Origin of the sequence: Streptomyces sp. NPDC059166, assembly GCF_042755185.1 — a bacterium.
Lineage (GTDB): Bacteria > Actinomycetota > Actinomycetes > Streptomycetales > Streptomycetaceae > Streptomyces.
Genome location: NZ_JBHZCI010000048.1, coordinates 15,342 through 36,924, shown reverse-complemented (window position 1 = coordinate 36,924; position 21,583 = coordinate 15,342). Strand labels below are relative to the sequence as shown.

Annotated in this window: 19 protein-coding genes; 14 read left to right on the top strand and 5 right to left on the bottom strand. The window is 68.9% G+C overall.

Annotation, left to right across the window (positions count from 1 at the left end; all coding sequences use genetic code 11):
• The first annotated feature begins 14 nt into the window (after positions 1-14).
• Positions 15-905 (top strand): helix-turn-helix transcriptional regulator, encoded by an 891-nt coding sequence (locus tag ACFXOA_RS28220; RefSeq protein WP_385034313.1) that lies wholly within the window; start codon positions 15-17, stop codon positions 903-905.
• A 96-nt stretch (positions 906-1,001) separates the two neighbouring features.
• Here ACFXOA_RS28220 and ACFXOA_RS28215 read toward each other — a convergent pair whose 3' ends face one another.
• From ACFXOA_RS28215 to ACFXOA_RS28205, 3 genes are all read right to left on the bottom strand, one after another.
• The gene (locus ACFXOA_RS28215; protein ID WP_385034311.1) at positions 1,002-1,655 is read right to left on the bottom strand and encodes an endonuclease; all 654 of its coding nucleotides are present in this window, start codon (positions 1,653-1,655) and stop codon (positions 1,002-1,004) included.
• A gap of 105 nt (positions 1,656-1,760) precedes the next feature.
• Positions 1,761-1,889, bottom strand: a complete 129-nt coding sequence (locus ACFXOA_RS28210; RefSeq protein WP_385034309.1) for an LPFR motif small protein — start codon at positions 1,887-1,889, stop codon at positions 1,761-1,763.
• Between the two features lie 111 nt (positions 1,890-2,000).
• Entirely contained in the window at positions 2,001-2,564 is a 564-nt protein-coding gene (locus tag ACFXOA_RS28205; RefSeq protein WP_385034307.1) for a type 1 glutamine amidotransferase domain-containing protein, read from the bottom strand.
• A 548-nt stretch (positions 2,565-3,112) separates the two neighbouring features.
• Between ACFXOA_RS28205 and ACFXOA_RS28200 the strand changes: the two genes are divergently transcribed.
• Positions 3,113-3,439: a plasmid stabilization protein gene (locus ACFXOA_RS28200; RefSeq protein WP_385034305.1), complete on the top strand. Its 327-nt coding sequence runs from the start codon at positions 3,113-3,115 to the stop codon at positions 3,437-3,439.
• A 365-nt stretch (positions 3,440-3,804) separates the two neighbouring features.
• On the opposite strand, the gene ACFXOA_RS28195 is transcribed toward ACFXOA_RS28200, so the two are convergent.
• Complete coding sequence (locus ACFXOA_RS28195) at positions 3,805-4,659, bottom strand: LysR family transcriptional regulator (protein WP_385034303.1); 855 nt, start codon at positions 4,657-4,659, stop codon at positions 3,805-3,807.
• Between the two features lie 140 nt (positions 4,660-4,799).
• Between ACFXOA_RS28195 and ACFXOA_RS28190 the strand changes: the two genes are divergently transcribed.
• The 12 genes from ACFXOA_RS28190 to sbnB all read left to right on the top strand — a co-directional run bounded on the left by ACFXOA_RS28190 (position 4,800) and on the right by sbnB (position 20,619).
• Positions 4,800-5,654, top strand: a complete 855-nt coding sequence (locus ACFXOA_RS28190) for an alpha/beta fold hydrolase (RefSeq protein WP_385034301.1) — start codon at positions 4,800-4,802, stop codon at positions 5,652-5,654.
• Positions 5,655-6,593: 939 nt separating this feature from the next.
• Positions 6,594-7,874 carry a condensation domain-containing protein gene (locus ACFXOA_RS28185; RefSeq protein ID WP_385034299.1) on the top strand — a complete coding sequence of 427 codons (1,281 nt, stop codon included), beginning with the start codon at positions 6,594-6,596 and terminating at the stop codon, positions 7,872-7,874.
• 409 nt (positions 7,875-8,283) lie between these two features.
• The gene (locus ACFXOA_RS28180; RefSeq protein ID WP_385034297.1) at positions 8,284-10,749 is read left to right on the top strand and encodes an ATP-grasp domain-containing protein; all 2,466 of its coding nucleotides are present in this window, start codon (positions 8,284-8,286) and stop codon (positions 10,747-10,749) included.
• The gene (locus tag ACFXOA_RS28175; protein WP_385034295.1) at positions 10,746-12,047 is read left to right on the top strand and encodes an MFS transporter; all 1,302 of its coding nucleotides are present in this window, start codon (positions 10,746-10,748) and stop codon (positions 12,045-12,047) included. Before ACFXOA_RS28180 ends, ACFXOA_RS28175 begins: the two co-directional genes overlap by 4 nt.
• Before the next feature lie 55 nt (positions 12,048-12,102).
• Positions 12,103-12,414: a hypothetical protein gene (locus tag ACFXOA_RS28170; protein ID WP_385034293.1), complete on the top strand. Its 312-nt coding sequence runs from the start codon at positions 12,103-12,105 to the stop codon at positions 12,412-12,414.
• Positions 12,415-12,437: 23 nt separating this feature from the next.
• Positions 12,438-13,130, top strand: coding sequence for an SDR family NAD(P)-dependent oxidoreductase (locus ACFXOA_RS28165; protein WP_385034291.1), 693 nt, complete (start codon positions 12,438-12,440; stop codon positions 13,128-13,130).
• The gene (locus ACFXOA_RS28160) at positions 13,130-14,500 is read left to right on the top strand and encodes a long-chain fatty acid--CoA ligase (RefSeq protein WP_385034289.1); all 1,371 of its coding nucleotides are present in this window, start codon (positions 13,130-13,132) and stop codon (positions 14,498-14,500) included. Before ACFXOA_RS28165 ends, ACFXOA_RS28160 begins: the two co-directional genes overlap by 1 nt.
• Positions 14,493-15,122, top strand: a complete 630-nt coding sequence (locus ACFXOA_RS28155) for a hypothetical protein (RefSeq protein WP_385034287.1) — start codon at positions 14,493-14,495, stop codon at positions 15,120-15,122. The genes ACFXOA_RS28160 and ACFXOA_RS28155 overlap by 8 nt, the downstream gene beginning before the upstream one ends.
• Positions 15,123-15,132: 10 nt before the next feature.
• Positions 15,133-16,845 (top strand): chloramphenicol-biosynthetic FADH2-dependent halogenase CmlS, encoded by a 1,713-nt coding sequence (cmlS, locus tag ACFXOA_RS28150; RefSeq protein WP_385034285.1) that lies wholly within the window; start codon positions 15,133-15,135, stop codon positions 16,843-16,845.
• A 168-nt stretch (positions 16,846-17,013) separates the two neighbouring features.
• The gene (locus ACFXOA_RS28145; RefSeq protein WP_385034283.1) at positions 17,014-18,378 is read left to right on the top strand and encodes a cation:proton antiporter; all 1,365 of its coding nucleotides are present in this window, start codon (positions 17,014-17,016) and stop codon (positions 18,376-18,378) included.
• Positions 18,379-18,677: 299 nt separating this feature from the next.
• On the top strand, positions 18,678-19,643 hold the full coding sequence (gene sbnA, locus ACFXOA_RS28140) for a 2,3-diaminopropionate biosynthesis protein SbnA (protein ID WP_385034281.1): 966 nt from the start codon (positions 18,678-18,680) through the stop codon (positions 19,641-19,643).
• Complete coding sequence (gene sbnB / locus ACFXOA_RS28135) at positions 19,636-20,619, top strand: 2,3-diaminopropionate biosynthesis protein SbnB (protein ID WP_385034279.1); 984 nt, start codon at positions 19,636-19,638, stop codon at positions 20,617-20,619. The genes sbnA and sbnB overlap by 8 nt, the downstream gene beginning before the upstream one ends.
• A 476-nt stretch (positions 20,620-21,095) precedes the next feature.
• Here the strand turns inward: sbnB and ACFXOA_RS28130 are convergent, their stop codons facing one another.
• Positions 21,096-21,545 carry a hypothetical protein gene (locus ACFXOA_RS28130; RefSeq protein ID WP_385034277.1) on the bottom strand — a complete coding sequence of 150 codons (450 nt, stop codon included), beginning with the start codon at positions 21,543-21,545 and terminating at the stop codon, positions 21,096-21,098.
• Between the last annotated feature and the right edge of the window lie 38 nt (positions 21,546-21,583).

Sequence of the window (21,583 nt, the reverse complement as noted above, 5' to 3'; positions counted from 1 at the left end):
CGTACCGTCGAAGGGTGGACAACCAGCAAGAGGTCCGCGAGTTCCTCACCTCGCGAAGGGCCAGGATCACCCCCGAACAGGCAGGGCTGCCCTCGGGCACCAGGCGTCGCGTCCCCGGGCTGCGCCGCAGTGAGGTCGCCGCCCTCGCCGACATGAGTGTGGAGTACTACGCCAAGCTCGAACGAGGCAGTCTGGCGGGCGTCTCCCCCGCCGTCCTGGAAGCGGTGGCCCGAGCCCTCCGGCTCGACGACGCCGAGCGCGCCCACCTGCTGCACCTGGCGCAGGCGGCCGACGGCTCCGACTCGCTGAGCCGCCCCAGGCGCCGGCGCACCGCCCGGCAGTGGACCCCGCACCCGAGCCTCAGGTGGACCCTGGACGCCATCACCGCGGGACCCGCCTTCGTCCGCAACGGGCGCATGGACATCCTGGCCGTGAACCCGCTGGCCCGGGCCTTCTACAGCGATGTCTACGCCACGCCGCACAACCAGGAGAACCTCGCCCGCTTCACGTTCCTGGACCCCGCCTCGCGCCGCTTCTACCCCGACTGGGACCTCGCCGCCGATGTCACCGTGGCGATCCTGCGGACCGAGGCCGGCCGCAACCCGCACGACAAGGACCTGCACGACCTCGTGGGAGAGCTCTCCACGCGCGACGACGCCTTCCGCACGCGCTGGGGCGCGCACGACGTCCGCAACCACGGAACCGGCACCAAGCGCTTCCGTCACAGCGCCGTGGGTGCGCTCACCCTCGCCTACGAAGGGCTGGAGATGGCCGCCGAGCCCGGCCTCACCCTCACCATCTACGCCGCGGAGCCGGGCTCACCGTCCGAAGAGGGCCTGCGCCTCCTGGCCTCCTGGGCCGCCACACGGGAAGTGCCCTCGGGGAGCGCCCCGGCCCCGGGGTGACACGTTGCGTTCGCGCGGACCCGCGCTGCTCCGGCGACCTGTTCCGCCCGGCCGGTCACCGCCCGCGACGTCTGCCGGGTGCCCCGGTCGGCGGGTTCACGCCCTGGGTGCCCCGTCGACGGGCGAAGCCCCTTCGTCCCGTCGATCGAGTCGGGTCCTGACCAGCGCCGCAGCGAGCCGGGGTAGGTCCTCGTCATCGACGAGGAGAGCGAGCTCGTCCGGGGCGTGCGGCAGCCCCAGGGCGTCGGCGGCGTCCCTGGCCCGCTCGTCGAAGGCGGGGCGCAGCTCCGGCCAGACGCCCTGGGCCTCGCGGCTGAAGATGTCCGCCCCCACCGGACCGATTCTCGGGAACTCCCGCAGCAGCTCACGCACCTGTCCGGGTTCTCCCGCGGCGTCCTCGCGCAGGCGGCGCAGATCTCCGCGGTACCGGTCGAGGGCGAGCCGGGCGGCTTCGCCGAGTGCGGTGGCGGTGCTCTCGTCGTACCGGCGGTAGTGGGCGCGCCCCAGCGCGTCCACCCGGTCCTGCCAGGAGGCCTCGGCCATCGCCGCGGGCGTGCGCATCCCGGCGTCGAAGAGTTCCCTGGCCGCGGCCACCGCGATTCCGGCCTTGATCCGGGCCGAGAGGAGCACGCAGAGAGTCAGCAACTGGAACAGCGGCATGGGAGTGTCCCGCAGCCGGATGCCCGCTTCCTCGGCATACGTCCGCCCGTGGGCCTCCAGCAGGCGCTGCACGGTGGTCGATCCGGACATGAGACCTCCTCTCGGGCCGACTCGGCGCGCGGCGTGGCGTGCGGGACGCCGGAGCCTTCCGGACGTCCCGGGGCGGGTGGATTCAGCCCCGCGGGCGCCGCTTTGTCAGTGGCGGCCGTGGGCGCCGGCCGAGGCGCCCCCAAGGAGCCGGGCGAGTGCCCGGAAGGGCAGGGTGACGACGGTGGCGACGGCGCCACCGATCGAGCGCAGTACGTCGGCGATGGCTGTGAGCATCTGCCTTCCCTCCTCGGCCGGGGATGAGTCCCCGTGGTGGTGGCGCCTGTCTGCGGCGCCGGTGCGGGGACCACTCGGCGGGCCGTCCCCGCACCGGCGCCGGCGGTTCGGTCAGGTGCCTCCGAGAGTCCTGCCGACGGCGCCGATGAAGTGGTCGAGGTCCTTGGGTGTGCGTGAGGTGACCAGCGGATACCCCTCGGTGTCCGTGACCACCGGTTCGTCGACCCAGGACGCGGCTCCCGCGTTGCGGATGTCGGTGCGCAGGGACGGGTACGACGTCAGGGTCCTGCCCCGGACGACATCGGCCTCCACCAGGGCCCAGGGACCGTGGCAGATGGCGGCGATCGGCCTGCCCGAGGACGCGAAGGCCCTCACCAGTGACATGGCCGCGTCGTCGAGACGGAGCTGGTCGGCGTTGAGGGTGCCGCCCGGCAGCAACAGGAGCTGGTGGTCTCCCGGGTCGACCGCGTCGATCGTCGTGTCGGGCTGCACCGTCCGTCCGATGTCCTTGTCACCCACGAGTGTCTGGATCGGCTGCGAGCCGGTGGCGGCCACGATCACGTCCGCGCCGTCCTCACGCAACCGCTCCAGCGGCATCAGCAGTTCGTCCTGTTCGACTCCGTAGTTCGTGACGAGCACCAGCACACGGTGTCCGTCCAAGGGCAGGTCGGTCATGGTGGTTGCGCCTTTCGTCCGTCCTGAGGCCGCGCGGCGGACGTACGCGGTCATTGCGCGCGTACGTCCGCACCAGCCGCTTCGCGTGTACCGCGGGCTGTCCGGCACCCGGACCCGCCCGGGCGGCGCGTCGCAACGCGCGCTCCTCGATGGGCCGGGCAACCGCGGTTCTCCTGTCACGTGTGCTCAGCGCGGCACGCTTCGACACCACATTCCTCCAGTTCACTCCGTCCTTCGGCGCCCCGCGACCCGTGGGACGACGGCGTTCCGCCCCGCTCCCCGGGGCAGAGCGTGTCTTCGAGCGGTGCCGGCGAGTGGGCCGGCGACGCTCCTGCGGAATCGCGGGGTTCAGCACGCCTTCACCCGAGCGCACGGCCCGGCGGGCGTGCTCGACCGGAGGGTGCCAGGTTTCGGACGAGGCCGGCCCGGCAAGCCGGGTACGGGACAGCCATCAGGCGGCAGCCGGCATCGGTCCGGCCGCACGGGCGCCGTCCCGGGACCCGGCCCCCCGAATCGACGACCGGCACGAACACGAGGAGGACGTCGCCATGCCGGCAGGATCCAGCCCCAAGCGCGAGCGTCAGTACGAGCACGTGAAGGAGAGCGCGGAGAGACGCGGCACTTCCGAGAAGCGCGCCGAGGAGATCGCGGCCCGTACCGTCAACAAGGAACGCGCCCGGTCCGGTGAGTCGCGGACGGCGAGCAGGACGTCCACGCACGACCCCAAGTCGGCCTCCCAGCGGGGCGGTGAACGCTCCCACAAGGGCGCTCAGGGCCGCACGAAGGACCAGTTGTACGAAGAGGCGAAGAGGAAGAACGTCAAGGGCCGTTCCACGATGAACAAGGAGCAGCTCCTGAGGGCCGTCAGTCGTTGAGTGACGGAGGACGGACGGTCTCCCGCAGTGCGTGTCGTCATCCTGTCCGCGGGCACGACACGCACACCGCCCCCGTCCGCTCGCCTCGCGGGGGCGGCACGTCGGCCTCCGCGCCGCCTGCGACGACATGAAGCTACGGCCGCCGTGGGCCGGTGACGCCCGACCGTGGACGCCCCTGGCCCCGGCCACCGCCCGGTCGGCGACGCCCGGCGCCGCGTCCGCGAGTACGTACCGACGGGCCGGCGTCGCCCATGAGGGCAGCCCGCACGACTGCGGGACCGCATCCCGATGGCCTCCCCCGCCCCTCCGGGCCGTCGGGGCGGGGTCCGGAACCGCTCGAAGCGGAACCCCGGGTCCCCGGCGCGTCACACCAGGACGTGGTCCAGGAAGGCCCGGGCGGCCGGCGTGCACCGGTCGAGGGAGGGCAGCGCCAGCGCGAGATTCCTGCGGATCGCCGCGTCCAGGGGGCGGGTCACGACCTCACCGAGGTCGGCTGGCAGACCGAGGGTCGGCACGATGCTCACTCCGAGGCCGGCCTCCACCATGGCGATGATGGCCGAGAGTTCACCCGCCTCGTAGGCGATGTCCAGGGCGGCACCGGCCTGGCGGACGCCTTCCAGGATGACCGGCCTGCACCCTCCGGTCGTGAGGATGAACGGATCCCGCGCCAGCTCACGCACGGCCACCGTCTCCGCGGCTGCGAGGGCATGCCCCCGTGGCAGCAGCGCGACCATGGCGTCCGTGCCCAATTGCACGGTGTGCATGCCGGGTTCCGGGAGGATCACGACTCCGATCTCGGCGGCTCCGTTCTCGAGCCACCTGCGGATCTCCGGGCTGTAGCCCTCCAGCAGGCGCACGTTGACCAGCGGATAGCGGTCGCTGAACGTACGCAGCCGCTCGGCGATCAGGGTGCCCGTGGTGCTCGGCAGACTCGCGAGGCGCAGGGGTCCCGTCACCTGCCCTCCGGCACCCGCCACATCGGGGCGGATCAGGTCGAAGTGCCGCACCGTCTCCCTCGCCCGGGACACCGCCCGATGTCCCGCCTCGGTGAGTGTGACACCGTCCCTCCGGCGCACCAGAAGAGGTGCGCCCAGTTCGGTCTCCAGCGCAGCGATGGAACGGCTGACGTGCGGCTGGGACATGCCCGTCCGTTCCGCGGCGGCGGTGAAGCCCCCGGACTCGGCGACCGCCAGCAAGACCCGCAACTGTGACAGCTGCAACCCGCCCCACCCCCCTTGCCCCCGGCCATCAGCGGCTATGCGGATGGCCTATACCTACATGCCGTCGATGGTATTTGACGGCAGCGTCTCCAGGCCAGAAGGTCATGTCCTCCCCTTGAGGACACGACTCCGGAGGCGACATGCCGTCGAATTCCGTCATCCGCAAGGCCGTCGACGTGGACGGCCTGCCCGCCAGTTACCTCACCGCGGCCGGAGCGGACGGGCACACGGACGGTCCGCCCGTCCTGCTGCTCCACGGCACCTACTGGAGCCGCGTATGGCTGCCGGTGATGGCGGAGCTGGCTTCTGCCGGGCTGCGGCCCATCGCCGTCGACCTGCCCGGCCTCGGACAGTCCGCCGGCGAACTCGACGCGCGGTCGGCCACCGTGCCGGCGCTCGCCGACTGGGTGCGACGCTTCGCCGCGGCTTCGGGTATCGACGAGCCGCTGCACGTGGCGGGCCACGACATCGGCGGAGCGATCGCCCAGCACCTCGCGGTCGGCGGGAGCGGCGAGGTCGCCCGGCTGGCCCTCGTCAACTCGGTCACCTACGACTCGTGGCCGGTGCCGGGCGTCCAGCGGTTCCGGAACCCTGAGGTGGTGGACTCCACGAGCGTGGAGGAACTGCTCGCCGCCCGCCGTGCGGCCGTCACCGCCGCACTGGCCCGGCCGGCCACCGAGGCGGAGATCTCCGAGTACCTCGATCCCTGGCGCAGCCGCAGGGTGGGCCGCTCGTGGATGGCCCTGGCAGGTGCGGCCGACAGCCGGTACACCCTCGACCTGGTCCCGGCCATGCGCGCTTCGGACACGCCGAAGCTGCTGGTGTGGGGGGAGGACGACACCTTCCAGGGCATCACGTACGCCGAGCGATTCGCCGAGGAGATGCCGCACACCGCGCTGGTCCGCGTCCCGGACGCGGGCCACATCCCGATGGAGAACGACGCCAAGGCGGTCGCGACGGCCCTCTCCGCCTTCTTCTCGCCGGAGGGCGCGTGACCGCCGGCGAGGCCCCCCGCTGAAGTTCGTTCCGTGGCAGTCGGCCCCCGCAACGGCACATACGGAATTCAGCCACCGCCGACAGAAATGGAATGGATCGTTCCTGACGTCTCAGGACCGACCCGCAATCCGCGACGGGTCGGCGCGCGGCGTCGGGTGCGGCGCATCGCAGAGCGAAGGGGTGCCCGGGCAACGGATACGTCCGGGCATTCCGACAAAGCGCCGCGGCCGGCGGCGCTCGCCCGCAAGGGGTCACGGACAGACCAATGGCCTCACCCGGAGACGCGCCTTCACCGTTCCACCCGGTGGCGAAAAACAGCCTCTCCGGGCGGCTGTGCGGGAGTTCCGGCCTGACGGCACGCGCCACCGGACGGGCCGCCATTCGACCCGGTGGCATCGGGGGCGCCCTACGGAAAGAACGGCAGGTGAACACGAACCGGGCACGGCCAAAGGCAGAGGAAGAGATCCCCTTGCAGGCACCCTTCGGCCAACCATCTCGAGAAGTGGCCACCTCTTGACCGCCGTCCGTCAACAGGTTTAGATTCTGGACATCGCCGAGAGCATATTGCATCGATTCTTCCGGCCTTCTCACCACGCAATGAAGCTGGTTGGAAATGGCCACCGGCACCCCCGCCCTTTGCCAGTTCAACGGCGATCGCGCGTGGGCGCCGGCTCCGGAAGGAACGATTCTTTAGCCCCGGTGAGGCTTTGACGCCGGGCCCGCCGCGACGCGTGCCCGTGCGCCAAGGGTGCTACGCCGAATTCAGTTATGTGCTTGCATCTCAAAAATCCCCAGACCCCGGGTCACTACACTCATGCCCCGGGTGCGAGGGCGGCCGACCGGGCCCGCCGTGAACGATCAGGACCACTGCGGCCCGGTTAAGTTACCGGCGTCTCGGCAGACTCGGGGGGCGTCACGGCATGAATAGGTATTTCCATATGCACGCGAATGAAGTCGCCAGAGCACCAATCACTTTCGGGCAGCTGTCGCTTCTGCGCTCGATCCAGAACATCGACCCATTGGCGGCCAATCTTCCCCAGGTGTGGAAACTGCCCGCAGGAACCACCTCCCAGCAGGTCGACGAGGCCCTGACCGCGCTGCAGGAGCGCCACGAGGCCCTGCGCACGCGCTACCAGGATCTCGAGAGCGCGCGCCCGACGCAGCACGTCCTCCCTCCGGAGCCGGTCGTGGTCGCCGGCCCCGCCCTGGAGACCGACCCGCTGGAAGCGGCTGACCGTCTCGGCCTCGAGCCCTTCGACCTCGTCACGGATCCACCCTGGCGGATGGCTCTCGTGACCGAGAACGGCGAACTCCGCTGGCTGGCCATCTGCCTGCACCACATGGCGACGGACGGCTGGTCGGTCAACCAGTTGCACAAGGAGTTCCTGACGCTTCTGACCGTGGGCGACCTCCCCGGCGGTGAGATACCCACCTGCCGGTCGCTGGCGGAGGAGCAGTGGTCCGAGGCCGGCGAGACACGGCGAAGGTCGGCACGCAGGCACTGGCAGAAGCTTTTCGGCAAGGCGCCGGCGATGGTCCGGGACGAGGCTCCCGAATCCGTGAACGGCCGTTGGGGCCGATACGGCACCCCGGAGCTCACCGAAGCCGTGAGCCTGATCGCCCGGACGCACCAGCTCTCGCTGCCCTCGGTTCTCCTCAGCGCCTACTGCCGGGCTGCCGCTCAGTACGACGGCCTGGAGGAGATCATGGTCGCGGTCTTCACCAACAACCGCGCCGATCCGCGCTGGGAGAAGCTGCTCACGACCCAGGACCAGCTGATTCCCCTGGTCGTACGCGCCGAACCGAACGAGCCGTTCGGCACATTCGCCACCAGGGTCCACTGGGAGCTGTTCAAGTCCTACCGGCACGGTGAGCACAACGTGGACGAGTTGCTGGAGATCGCGGCCGAGCACGGTTTCACCGGCACGGTGAACGGGTGCTTCGACGGATCGGTGAGCGGGCTCTTCACCTACTTCTTCAACTTCATGGGCGAGTACCAGAAGGACCAGCTCTCCATCCCCGAAAATCTGGAGACCGGCACCACCGGACGCAACATCGGTGCGCCGCTCTATCTCCAGGTACAGGAGGGCGAATCTCTCGTGTCGACGCTCCAGGAGAATTCTTCCGCCACGGATTACAAGAGGATCACCGAAATCATCCGAATGATCGAGGAGATCCTCCTGACCGCCGCACGTGCCACGGAGTCCCCAGCCGATTAGCAGGCCTCCTGCTCCGTCCCCGGGAAAAGACCCGTAGGCGGAGCGGGTCCGTGACGCAGGCTCGCGGGGACCGTGGAAAGCGACGGCCCGCCACCACTCGAGACCTGAGCCGACCCATTCCCACCTGAAAGCAGAATTCCACCAGGAGCCATCCCGGACTCGCTTCCCACGGGCGGCTGCGAACGCAGCACCCGTGCGATTGCCCGGGCGGGGACGGATGGAATTCGACCACAACCTCTGGCAGTGACTGTTCCCTTCGCACACGAAGACATGGAACAGACGCAACGGCCACCGAAGGTCCGGGCCAGCCGGACACCTCTCGCACATGAACCGCCGGCTGGTCAGGCCACCAGTTGCGCATTGCATCCGCCCTCTGCACTGTCCTGGAGGAATAGTGTCGAAGCACGTCATGATCCTGCATCAGTGGACCGACCGTTTCGCGGATTACGAGTCCTACATCGACCACGCCGCCCACACGGTCACCTACGTCGCCGCACCGTGGTCGCTCGGTTCGATTCCCACCACGGCGACCGCGGTGAAGCAGATCGCCAGCACGGAGGACGAGTCCCTGCTCAGGGGCGCCGTCGACGAGCTCATCGCCCGGCACGGTGTTCCCCACCGCATCGTCGCGCTCAACGAATCGGACCTCGACCTCGCCGCCGTCCTCCGGGAGGAGCACGGCGTCCCCGGGCAGAGCCCGGCGGAGCTCGCCCCCTTCCGCGACAAGTTGATCATGGCGGAGCGCCTGACCGAGGCCGGTGTCGCCGTGCCCGCGACCCGGCACGCCCCCGACCACGAGGCCGTACGCTCGTTCGCCGGCGAACACGGCTGGCCCGTTCTGCTCAAACCGGCCTGCGGCACGTCCAGCATCGGCGTCACACGCCTGGACTCCGCCGACGAACTGGCGGCGTTCGCCTTCCCGCCGGACGAGGTCCTGCTGGTCCAGCCCTACCTTCCGCACGAGATCCTGCACGTCGACGGGATCAGCCTGGGCGAAGGGCTCGGACTCGGGGCCTGGCGGGCGTCGCGGTACGTCAACACCTGCTTCGGCTACACCAAGGGCGAGCCGCTGGGGTCCGTCGAGATCGACGACCCGGTGCTGCTCGCCCGCGTCGAGGACTTCACCACCAGGACGACCGCCGCTCTCGGCACCGGTCCCGCCGTCTTCCATCTCGAGCTCTTCGTCTCCGGCCCCGGGGACGCTCCACAGCTGCAGTTCCTGGAGATCGGGGCCAGGCCGGGAGGTGCCGAGATCCCCTTCCTCTGGCGGGAGATCCACGGCATCGACCTCATGAAGGCCACCTTCGCCCTGCAGATGGGGGACCCCGTACCGGACGAGGCGCGGTCGCTGCCGCCCGTCGAGGAGACCGAGCGCGTCGGCTGGCTGCTGGTCAGGACCCCGGAGGTCCGGCCCTGCCGGGTCCTCGCCTCCGACCTCGCGCTGTCCGCCCAGGACGGACCGTACGAGAGCGTCCGGCCGGTGCGGGGGCAGACCATGGTCGCCACCCCCGGGTACGAACACGGTTACGAGAACTCCGGTGCGCGCTTCCGCTTCCGCGGCCGCTCCACCGCCGAGGTGCTGGCGAAGGTCGAACGCACCGTCGCCGCCTACGACTTCCGTTGCCGTCCGGTGGACGAGGCCGCTCCCGAACTGGTCGTCTTCGTCGGCTCCGGTGAGCGCGTCTACCGGGAGTACGCGTACAAGGCGGTCGCGGGCGGGGCACGGATCGCGCTCGTCAGCACCGTGGAGGCGTCCTGGGAACACGAGTACATCACCACATGTCGTCAGGTTCCCGACACCACTCCTGACTCGCTGGTGGAGGCGATCGGTGACATCTTCGCCGAGCACGAGGGCAACGTCGGTGTCATGACGTGGGCCGAGACCCTGCTGGAGGACACCGCTGCCGCCGCCGCGCGCCTGGGCATGCGTCACATGTCGCCGGCCGCCGCGGCGAACTGCCGCGACAAGCTCACCACCCGCTCCCTGCAGACGACCGGCCTCGTCCGGTTCGCGCGCGTCGACACCGAGGACGAGGCTCTGGAGGCCGCTGCGTCCTTCGGCTTCCCGGTCGTCGTCAAGCCCCGCTCGCTCGCGGGCAGCGTGGGCGTGGCCCAGGCGAACACCCCGGACGAGCTCCGCGAACACTTCGCCATGACCTCGGCGAGCAGCTTCCCCGGTCTGACCCCCCTCGGCGGCTCGATCGTCGAGGAGTACGTCGACGGGCCCGAGATCAGCGTCGACTCGGTGGTCCACGAAGGGCGTGTGCAACCGGTGAACGTGGCACGCAAGCGCCTCGGATTCGAGCCCTACTGCCAGGAGGTGGGGCACCTCGTGGCACCGTGGCGGGACGAGGACTGGGCGGACGAGGTACGGGACATGCTCGTCCGGGTCCACCACGACCTGGGAGTGACCGACGGCGTGACGCACGCCGAGGTCAGGCTGTCGTCGTCGGGGCCGAAGCTGATCGAGCTGAACGGGCGTCTCGGCGGCGACTTCATACCCCTTCTCGGCCACCTCGCGACCGGCGTCGACCTGACCTCCGCCGCCGTGTCGATCGCACTGGGACACCCGCCCCGCACCGAGCAGGTGCGTGACCGCTGTGTCGAGATCAGGTTCCTCTTCCCGGCCGAGGACGGAACCGTCGAGTCCATCGACACCTCTGCCGCCGAGCAGCTCGAGGGAGTCGTGGAGGTGGTGCGCCTGGTCGAACCGCCCATCGCGCTCCGGCTGCCGCCGCGCGGCCTGGAGCCGCGCGTGCTCGCCGTCATCGTGACCGGCGACAGCCCCGAGGAGTGCCTCGGCATCCTGGACAAGGCGGAGTCACTCATCGACATCCGGCTGACGCCGCTCTCGTCCCCGGCGGCCCAGCGATGATCAAGGGCAGCCTCAGGAAACTGGTCAGCGACTACTCTCTACCCGGGCGGAACCACCGCATCATCGCCCTCGGCGTCGTCGTCAACGCGTCGGGCAGCGGGTTCTACCTGACGGGCAGCACCCTGTACTTCCTCAAGGGCATAGGTCTGACGGCCGCACAGGTCGGGCTCGGCCTGACCATCGCCGGACTGTTCGGCTTCCTGACCACGATCCCCGTCACGCTCCTGGCCAAGCGCCTCGGCCCCCTCACCCTGCTGAGGTCCCTCCAGTTGTGGCGCGCGGCCTGGCTGGTGGCGCTGGCCTTCTCGGACGGGATGGTCGGCTTCACCCTGTGCGCCTCCATGGTCATGGTGTCGCAGGGGCCGATCTTCCCCATGGTGCAGATCCTCGTCAACACGACCGCCGGGAGCGCGGACCGCACCCGGATGCTCGGTGTGATCAGCTCCGTCATCAACGTCGGGATGTCGTTCGGCACCCTGGCGGCGGCGCCGCTGATCTCGATGCACGGTCTGCCCTGGCTGCGGTCGGTCATCCTGGCCGGAGCGGCCTGCAGCGTGCTCTCGTCGCTGGTCTTCCGCATGCTGGACGTCGACACCTCCTCGGCCGAGCCCGCCCCGCAGAAGTGGTACGCCGGCCTCATGGATGTGGCCAGGGACCGCCCCTACCTGGCCCTGTCCGCCGTCAACGGCATCCTCTTCCTGCATCCCGTCCTCCTGGGCGTCGCCATCCCGCTCTGGCTCGTCGAGGCGACGAACGCCCCCCAGGGCCTGCTCAGCGCGCTGCTCTTCCTCAACACCGTCCTGGCGATCGTCTTCCAGGTGCACTTCGCGAAGAACATCAGGAGCACCGCGGACGGGACCCGCTCCCTGCTGCGGTCCGGTCTGGCCCTCGGTCTCTTCAGCCTCGTGCTGATCCCGACGCTGTACACCGACGTCTGGCTGAGCGTCGTGATCCTGGTGACGGCCACGATCCTGCTCACCTGCGGAGAGCTCTACCAGGGGGCGGGGGCGTGGGAACTCTCGATACGCCACGCGCCCGACTCGAAGAAGGCCGAGTACCTGGCCGTGTTCAGCCTCGGAGGCTCCGTCGCGAACATCGTGGGGCCCGCACTGGTCGCCGTCTTCATCACCTGGGGTGCGCCCGGCATGGTCGTCCTCGCCGCGCTGTTCGCCGTGGCGTCCGGCCTGGTCGTGGTGGTCGGCGGCCGGCTCGCCCGCTCCGGTCCTGCGGGGGAGGCCGGCCCCCTCGCCGCGGGGGCGCCCTCGGCGGACCCCGCCTCCGCAGAAGCGGCCTCCTGAAGGCCGTCCCACGTCCGCAGCCTCCGACCCTTCCGTCCAGAAATGGAGAACACCCATGCAGGAGCGCCTGCTCGCCCTCATCCTCGGCGTCATCGAGGAACTGAACGAGAGACGGGACGAGAAGATCCCGACGGACAACCCCATGGAGGTGAGCTTCTACGGGAACTCGGCCGTCTTCGACTCCATGCAACTGGTGAACTTCCTGGCGCGCATCGAGGAGGCCATCGAGGACGAGTACGACGTGGAGATATCCCTGACCTCGGAGAAGGCCGTCTCCCAGCGGATCAGCCCCTTCAGCAGCGCCCGCCGCCTCATCGAGTTCGCCATGGGTGAGCTCGAGGAGGCCGGCGTCACCGAGAACGCCTGAGCGGCCGCGAGACCATGGCGACGATGCTGATCACCGGTACCCGCACCGGGATCGGAAAGTCCTTGGCTGAGCACTTCCTGGGACGCGGGGACACGGTGATCGGCTGCAGCAGGCGCCCGTCCACGATCGACCGTCCCGGGTACCGCCACTTCGCGTCGGACCTGACCGACTCCCAGCAGCTGAAGCGCATGTTCCGCACCATCCGGCAGGAGTTCGGCCACCTGGACTGCGTGGTCAACAACGCCGGGACCGCGGTCATGAACCACTTCATGCTGACCCCGGAGGAGACGACGCGGAAGATCTTCGACATCAACTTCTTCGCGGTGCTTGCCTGCAGCCGGGAGGCGGCCAAGCTGCTGCAGCGGAGCGAACGTGCGACCACGTCCATCCTCAACATCTCCACGGTCGCCGTCCCGTGGGCACTCGACGGCCAGCTCGCCTACTCGGCGAGCAAAGGCGCCGTCGAACAGGCGACGCGGGTCATGAGCAAGGAACTGGCGTCCTTCGGCATCCGGGTGAACGCCCTGGGGCTGCCGGTCGTCAGGACGGTCCTGACACGGACTCTTCCGGAGGAGACGAGGGTGAAGGTCCTCGCCCGACAGGCCATCGACCGCATGTGCGAGTTCGAGGACCTGGTCGGCCCCGTCGAGTTCCTGACTTCGGAGCGGTCCGGATTCGTCACCGGAGAGACGCTCTATCTGGGAGGAGTGCACTAGTGCGCGACACACTGACGGACCGGCTGAGGAGTCTGGGCGACCGCGTCGCCGTCATCGACCGCGGAACCACCCGCTCCTACGCGGAACTGGCGGACGAGACCGACCGGCTGGGGGCGTTGCTGGAGGACTCAGGCGTACGGGCGGGGGCGACCGTCGTCCTCCACGGCGACTTCTCCTTCTCGCAGATCGCCGCGTTCTACGCGCTCTACGTACACCGCAGCATCGTCGTTCCCATCGTGTCCTTCACCGAAGCCGGGTACGACACCGTCCGGAGCAGCTGCGGTGCCGAGTACGTCGTCCGGGTGGGCGACGAGGTGACGGTGGAGAGGTACGAACCGGCCGGCGGCGAGGCGCCGGAGCGTGTCGGGGCCCTGCGGTCGCGTGGGGAGTCCGGTCTCATCCTGCTCTCCAGCGGTTCGACGGGGAGTCCCAAGGCGATCCTCCACAACCTCGACGCGATCTTCGCGGAGAAGGCCGATGCGGGGGCGCACGTCAGCCGGACCCCGCGCAACGTACTGCTGTTCCTGCTGGCGGACCACATCGGCGGCATCAACTCGCTGCTCGGGGTGCTGCGATCGCGGGCCAGCGCGGTGATCCCCGCCGAGCGGACCCCCGCCGAGATCTGCTCCCTCATCGAGAAGTACGGCATCCGGCTGCTGCCGACCAGTCCCACCTTCCTCAACCTCATCCTCATCGGCGGGTTCCACGAGAAGCACGACCTGTCGAGTCTGAAGCTGATCACCTACGGGACCGAATCGATGCCCGAGCAGCTTCTCCAGCGGGTGCACACCGCGATTCCCGGGGCCCGCCTGCTCCAGACCTTCGGGACGAGCGAGACCGGCATCTCGACCACCAGCAGCAAGTCGTCCTCCAGCACCGCCTTCCGGATCGAGGACGGCGGCTCCGAGTACCGGATCGTCGACGGTGAACTCCAGCTGCGGACGAAGACTCAGTTCCTCGGCTACCTGAACTACGACGACGACGCCGTGACCGAGGACGGCTGGTTCCGCACCGGCGACCTGGTCGAGGAGACCGGCGACGGCTTCATCAGGGTCAAGGGCCGGGCCGCCGAGGTCATCAACGTCGGCGGCGAGAAGGTGCTCCCGCTGGAACTGGAATCCGTCCTCCTCGGCAGCCCCGAGATCTCCGACTGTGTGGTCTTCGGCGCGCCGAACTCCATCACAGGCCAAGCGGTCCATGTCGAAGTGGTACCGGCCGGGAATCTCGGCAGGGCTGAACTCCGGCGCCACATAAGGGAGTTCCTTGACGGCAAGGTGGAGCCGTTCAAGATCCCGTCCAAGGTCACCGTCGTCGCGCAGACGGCCGTCTCAGCCCGATTCAAGAAGGACAGGAAGCTGAACCGTGGGTGATGTCGTACTGCTCGGGGCGTCCAAGTTCGCCGCCGAGGTGGCCCGTTACGTGCAGGGCGCGGGGCACCGGGTCGACCGCTACCTCGCCCTCCCGGGCGAGGTGGTCACCGTCCCCGAAGGCCGGTGGGAGGACATCTCCCGCGAGGCGCTGCCCGACGGCACACCGGTCGTGCTCGCGGTCGCCGACACGGAGCTCCGGGCGTCGGCCGTACGGGACTACATCGAGGCGTGGAACCTCGACGCGGTCAACGTCGTCGACACCAGCTCGACCGTCGAGGACGGTGCCCTGCTGGGGGTCGGCAACATCATCGGGCCCGAGAACTACATCGGGGTCAACACCACGCTCGGCAGCTTCAACGTCCTGCACTACAAGTCGAGCATCGGCAACCACTCGCGCGTGGGCTCGCTGAACTTCATCTCCCCCAACTTCCACACCGGAAACACGGTCACGATCGGCTCCGGGAACTTCATCGGGATCGGCTGCCAGCTGGCACCGGGCGTGACGGTCGGGGACGGCTGCCGCATCCAGGCCGGGCTCACCCTCTTCGAGGACGCCGTGGACGCCCGCTCCTACATCGTGCCGAGCCGCGTCAAGTCCCTTCCCATCCAGCAGACCTCCTAAGGACATCGCCATGAACCAGCAGCGTGTGGCCATCATCGGTGCCGGCCCGACCGGCTGTGCTGCGGCCCTCACCCTGAACAAGCTCGGTCACGAGGCCGTGGTCTTCGAGCGCGGCTCCTTCCCGCGCTACCGGGTCGGGGAATCCTTCCTGCCTGGTTCGCTCTCGATCTACAACCGCCTCGGCCTGGAGGAGAAGATCAAGGACGCCGGCTTCCTCAAGAAGCCGTCGGCGACCTTCCTCTGGGGCAAGGGCGAGGTGCCCTGGACCTTCTCCTTCTCCACCCCGAGGACCGCCCCGTGGGTCCTCGACCACGCCATCCAGGTCGACCGAGGCGAATTCGACCTGATGCTCGTCGACGAGGTGCGCGAGCGCGGCATCCCGATCCACATGGACACGCCCGTGACCGCCGTGGACATCTCCGACCCGGATCGCGTGACCGTCTCCTACAAGCAGTCCGGTGAGGTCGCCACCGACCGCTTCGACTACGTCATCGACGCCGGCGGCTCCGGCGGGCCGCTGGCCCGGCAGCTCAGGAAGCGCCGCTACGACGAGTACTTCCGGTCCTTCGCGATCTGGTCGTACTTCAAGAAGGCCGACCCCTTCGAAGGCGACCTGAAGGGCACCACCTTCTCGATCACCTTCGAGGACGGCTGGGTCTGGATGATCCCGCTCAAGGGTGACGTCTACAGCGTCGGCCTCGTCGTGGACCGCTCCAAGGCCGACGAGGTCAAGGAGCGCGGCTACGAGGAGTTCTACACGTCGACGCTGGCGAAGGCCGACCGTGCGATGGCGATCCTCGACGGGGCCGAGCGCTGCGACCAGGTGCGCATCGTCCACGACTGGTCCTACGACTCGGAGGAGTACTCCGGAGGACGCTGGTTCCTCAGCGGCGACGCGGCCGCCTTCACCGACCCGCTGTTCTCTCAGGGCGTCCAGATGGCCGCCCAGTCCGCGGTGTCCGCCGCGGCCGCCATCGACCGCCTCGGCGCGCACCCGGATGAGGCCGCGACCGTGCACGCCTGGTACACCCGCGCCTACCAGGAGACCTACGAGAAGTACCACGAGTTCCTGGCAGCCTTCTACACGATGGCCTCGTTCAGCGAGCCCGACTCCGAGTTCTGGTCGAAGCGCCGCATCCGGGAGTCCGACGACGACCGGGTCCAGCGCCGGAACTGGTTCGGCAACCTGGTCAACGCCGAGGACGGCTCCGGATGGTCGGCCGAGGTGTTCCGGGAGCGCGCCACGACGATGATGAGCATCGGACGCCATCAGCGGGACGGCCTGAGCTCGGAGTTCTCCGACGACGAACTGGTCCCGGCCCGCGTGCGGTGGGTGGCGAACCTGCACAAGGCGCTGCGGAGGATCACTCGGCTGGAGTGGGTGGGCGAGGAGGTTCTGCTCAAGCCCTACTACAAGGTCGACCCGGTCGACTTCCGCCTCGTGCCCAAGCAGGTGGTGGCGAACGAGTCCGGGCGCGAGATGGTCAAGTGGCGCCTCGACGAACGGCACCAGAAGATCCTCCAGCGCATGCAGCAGGAGAACTTCGGGTTCAAGGAGCTGGAGAGCGAGCTGGCCGACGCCGACGGCGCGGACGTCAGTTCCCAGATCGTGATCCGCCTCTTCGAGGCCGGCCTGCTGCGCGGCTTCGACAAGAAGGGCGACCGCGTGGTCATCCAGGACCGTCTGCGGTTCGACGGAGTCGGCACCGAGTACGAGGTCTGAGTACGGTCCTGCCTCCCCGCCGCCCGGGTCGCGCCCCGGGCGGCTCCCGCCCCGGCCCGGCCTGACACCGAGGTTCCGCCGGTGCCCGGCGGCCGGCACCCGGCCCGCTCGCACCAGGGTCACCGCACCTTACGCACGCAAGGCCCATCCGACAGGGGGAACCCCAGCATGTCCAGCTCGCTCCAGATCGCGGCTGCCGTCACGGACAAGAACCTCGAACTGGTTCTGAAGGTCCTTCCGGCCATGATCCTCATCATGGCCGCCTCATGGGTCTGCGGACGCCTCGCCCTCATGGTGAAGCAACCCCGCGTACTCGGTGAGATGGTCGCCGGCGTACTGCTCGGCCCTACGCTCTTCGGCGCGGTCTGGCCCGACGGACAGGCGTTCGTCTTCCCGCCCGAGGTCAAGCCGATCCTCTACGTACTCAGCACCATCGGCCTCACCCTGTTCATGTTCCTGGTGGGTGTGGGCTTCGACCACAGCGGCAGCACCAACGGCAAGCAGGAGGCCAAGCGGGCGGGCCTGCTCGCGCTGTCCGGCATGATCCCGTCGCTCCTGCTCGGCGGTGCCGTCGGCTGGCTCCTTTACGACCACCTGTCCAGACCCGGTGTGGGCACCGTCGAGTTCGTCCTCTTCATCGGCGGCGCCCTGTCCATCACCGCCTTCCCGATGCTGGCCCGGATCCTGTACGAGCGGAACCTGCAGAACACCTCGCTCGGCAGGATGACCCTGCTCGGCGCCTCCTTCGACGACGCGGCCGCCTGGTGCTTCCTCGCCGTGATCTCTGCCATGCACGCCAACGCCGGCGGCGCGGCCGCCCTGGTGACGATCGGTCTCTCCGTCGCCTTCGTGGCGTTCATGCTCCTCGTGGCGCGCCCGCTCCTGAAGCCGCTCGGCGACCGTGTCGAGCGGACCGGCAAGTTCGGCCTCGACGAGATGTACCTGGTGCTCGGCGTCGTCGTCGCCGCCGGGTACTTCACGGACTACATAGGCATCTACTCGGTCTTCGGCGGATTCGTCGCGGGCCTGGCCATGCCGAAGAACCCCGCGTTCCGCGAGGCCGTGATCCAGCGCATGATGGAGGTCGTCAATGTCCTCCTGCTCCCGATCTTCTTCACCTTCTCGGGCCTGAACACCCAGCTGAACGGCCTCGGCGGATGGGCCATGATCGGCCCCTTCCTGCTGATCCTCGTGGCCGGCTTCATCGGAAAGTACTTCGGCTGCGGTCTCGCCCTGCGCGGGGTGGGGCTCTCGTGGCGTGAGTCCCTTGCCATCGGCGGTCTGATGAACGCCCGTGGCCTGATGATCCTGATCTTCGTCAACATCGGGCTGGCGCAAGGGATCATCAACCAGGAAGTCTTCTCGATGCTGGTGCTCGTCGCCGTCATCACCACCGCTCTCGCGGTGCCTCTCTACCGCTGGGCCATGCCCGAACGGCTGGAGAAGGAGATGCTGGTCAACGAGGGCATGACCGGTGACCTGGACACGGAGGCCGACGAGGGCCGGCGCGAACTGGCGGCCTCCGTGGGGTGACCAGCTGTCCATGGGCCGCCGGGACCGGCGGCCCGTGGCCCGGCGCGCGCGTCCCAGGGCATCGATGCCGGAGACACACAGCGGTACGCCCGCTCGCGGCGCGCTCGAACTGCCGGCTTCCGCACGGCCCGCAACACCCGCTCCGCTTCCACGAGTGCAGACCCGGCAGAGCCTGTCGAGGAGGGACGGAGACGGCACGCCCCTGAGGGCTGTCCCGCACTTCGCGGGACAGCCCTTGTCATCCGTCAAGACCCCGGCCCCTCGGGCCACTTCGTCGGTGCTGTCGGAAGGATCCCCCGTTGATTTACCAGAATGCGACCGAGATCGTCCATGACGACGTGTTCCTGGCGCTTCCCGGCTTTCTGCCCGGATCGGACGTCTACCTGAAGATCGAGGGGCTGAATCCCGCGAGCTCCATCAAGTTCAAGGCGGCCATCAGACTTGTCGAACAGGCCGAGAGAGCGGGGACCCTGGTACCCGGTGTGAGCCGGGTCGTCGAGTCCTCCTCGGGCAACCTCGGGATCGCACTCAGCATCGTGTGCGCGATCAAGGGCTACCCGCTGACCGTCGTGGCGGACCTCAACACGGTCGAGTCGGCGGTGCTGGCGATGGAGGCGCTCGGGGCGGAGGTCGCCGTCATCACCGAACCGGACGAGAACGGCGGGTTCCTCCACAGACGCCTGGTCCTCGTCGACGACATGCTGAAGGCCGACCCGAACCTCGTGTGGCTGAACCAGTACAGGAGCCGGGCCAACGTGGAGGCGCACCGCGACACCACGGCCCGGTCGATCCACCGGGAGTTCGGGCCAATCGACTACCTGTTCGTCGGCGTCGGTACGTCGGGGACGCTCATGGGCTGCCTGGAGTACCGACGGGAACAGAAGCTGACGCACCGCGTCGTCGCCGTCGACGCCGAGGGATCGATCACCTTCGGCGGCAGTCCCCGACGCCGCTACATCCCCGGGCTCGGCTCCAGCCGGATGCCCGAGATCTTCCTCGACGACGGCAGCTTCCACAAGGTACTCGTGCCGGAGAACGAGAGCATCGCCCAGTGCCGCCACGTCGCCCGCTCGTACGGACTCCTCGTCGGGGGATCGACCGGCACGGTGCTCGCCGGTGTCCGGAGGATGCGGGACGAGATCCCTCCGGGCTCCCGCATCGTCGTCATCTCCCCCGACCTGGGGGACAAGTACCTGTCCACCCTCTATTCGGAGCGGTGGCTGAACGACCACCCGACCCTGATCAAGGAGCCCACCCATGTCTGACTTCATCGTCGTCGCCGGCCCCGACATCGCCGGAATCCTCGACGGCGACAAGGAGAAGGTCCGAGAGATCGTCGCCTCGGCCTACCGCCTCCACGACGCGGGCCACACGATCAACCCGGACAGCTACTTCCTCCGCTTCCCGCACAAGCCGAACTCCCGGGTCATCGCTCTGCCCGCCTACATCGGAGCAGATGTCAACCGGATGGGCATCAAGTGGATATCCAGCTTCCCTGACAACCTCTCGCGCGGGATCCCGCGTGCCTCGGCCGTGCTGATCCTCAACGACTTCGAGACGGGCCGCCCGCTGGCGTGCCTGGAGTCCGCACACATCAGCGCAGCGCGTACGGCGGCGTCGGCCGCGGTCGCGGCGGAGCAGTTGTGCACGGGCTCCGGCCTCACCGTGGGCGTGGTCGGAACCGGGGTCATCGCGTCCACGATCCTCGACCACCTGCACAGTTCCACCGTCGACATCGTCGGCGTGGTCGCCCACGATCTCGACCACGGCCGGGCCGCCGCATTCGCGGAGCGGGTGCACACGAAGATCGGCACAGACGTCGACCCCGTCGGTCTGGACGCCGCCCTCAAGGCAGACCTGGTGGTCTTCGCCACCACGGCGGGCGAACCCTATGTGGACGCGGCGTACCGGTTCACGCCGGACCAGGTCGTCCTCAACGTGTCGCTGCGTGATCTTCCGCCGGAGGTCATTCTGGCCTCGACCAACCTGGTGGACGACGTCGAGCACTGCCTCAAGGCGAACACCTCACCGCATCTGGCCGAACAGGTCGTCGGCCACAGGGACTTCATCCAGGGAACGCTGGGTGGTCTGCTGAACGGGAAGGTCGAGGTGGAGCGCGGCAAGCCGGTGATCTTCTCGCCGTTCGGGCTCGGAGTCCTCGACATCGCCGTCGGCGACTACGTCATGGGCCGGGCCCTCGAAGCGGGTACGGCCACCGTGGTCAACGGGTTCATCGGATGATCGCCGAGGTCGCCATGTGACTCCTGGAAGGAGTGCCCCGCCCGGTGCCCATCCGCCGGATGGAGCGGAGGCGTGGGCAGGTCTCCTGAAACGCGGGTGCGTGAGGCTGTGTCGGTCCTGAAGGATGCGCGGTGTGACTCCTGAGACTGATACAGCCCTGCCACCGCCGTCCGTCCTGCAGGCCTTCCAGCTCACCGGACGGCCTGAGCCGCTCGAAGGAGGCCAGGGCCGGAGTGTCCGTGCTGAAGCCGGCCGGTGACAGCGCGGACGTCGAGTGGACAGCGAGGCTGATGGAGGGGCTGCAGGGGCGGCAGGGCTTTCGTGTCCCGCGATTCCTGCGCTCCCCGAGTGGCTGTTTCGTCGTCGAGATGGTGTCCCGTTGTGAGGTCCTTGGCACCTGGGTTGTGGTGGCGCAGTTCGCTGGGTACGCGCTCGTCGACAGCCCTGACGTCCCAGGATGAGCTGCCGAACTCGGTCTACCAGGGTGAGCGGGTGTCGCGGCGTGCTTCCGGGGTCTGCTCGGGCAGAGCTGTGTGCTGGTCGGTGCGCAGCAGCATGCCCGGGTAGGGTTCGAAGTCCTCATCGGGCGGTGCCGGCTGGTGGAAACGCTCGGTACGCGGAATGGTGACTTCCACCAGTCGGCCCTCCTGGAACATCCACAGCCCGAAGCAGTCGTCGTCCTGGTCGCGAAGCAGAACCTGCACCGTGTGCGGATGCGGCCACGGCAGCGACTCGAGGTGCTTGAGCAGGCCCTTGCGGCCACGCAGTTTCTCGAACTCCAGGGCCCACCCGAACTCGTAGCCCCACTGCCCCGCTATCGGGACGAAGCGACCTCGCCACGTGCGTTCCGGGTCGTCCCGGGTCAGCGGTTCCATCACCTCGTCCGACCAGCGGGCCAGCACGATCACCTCGGCGTCTCTGCTCATGCCGGAGTATGACCGCATGCGCCTGATCCACCGCAACC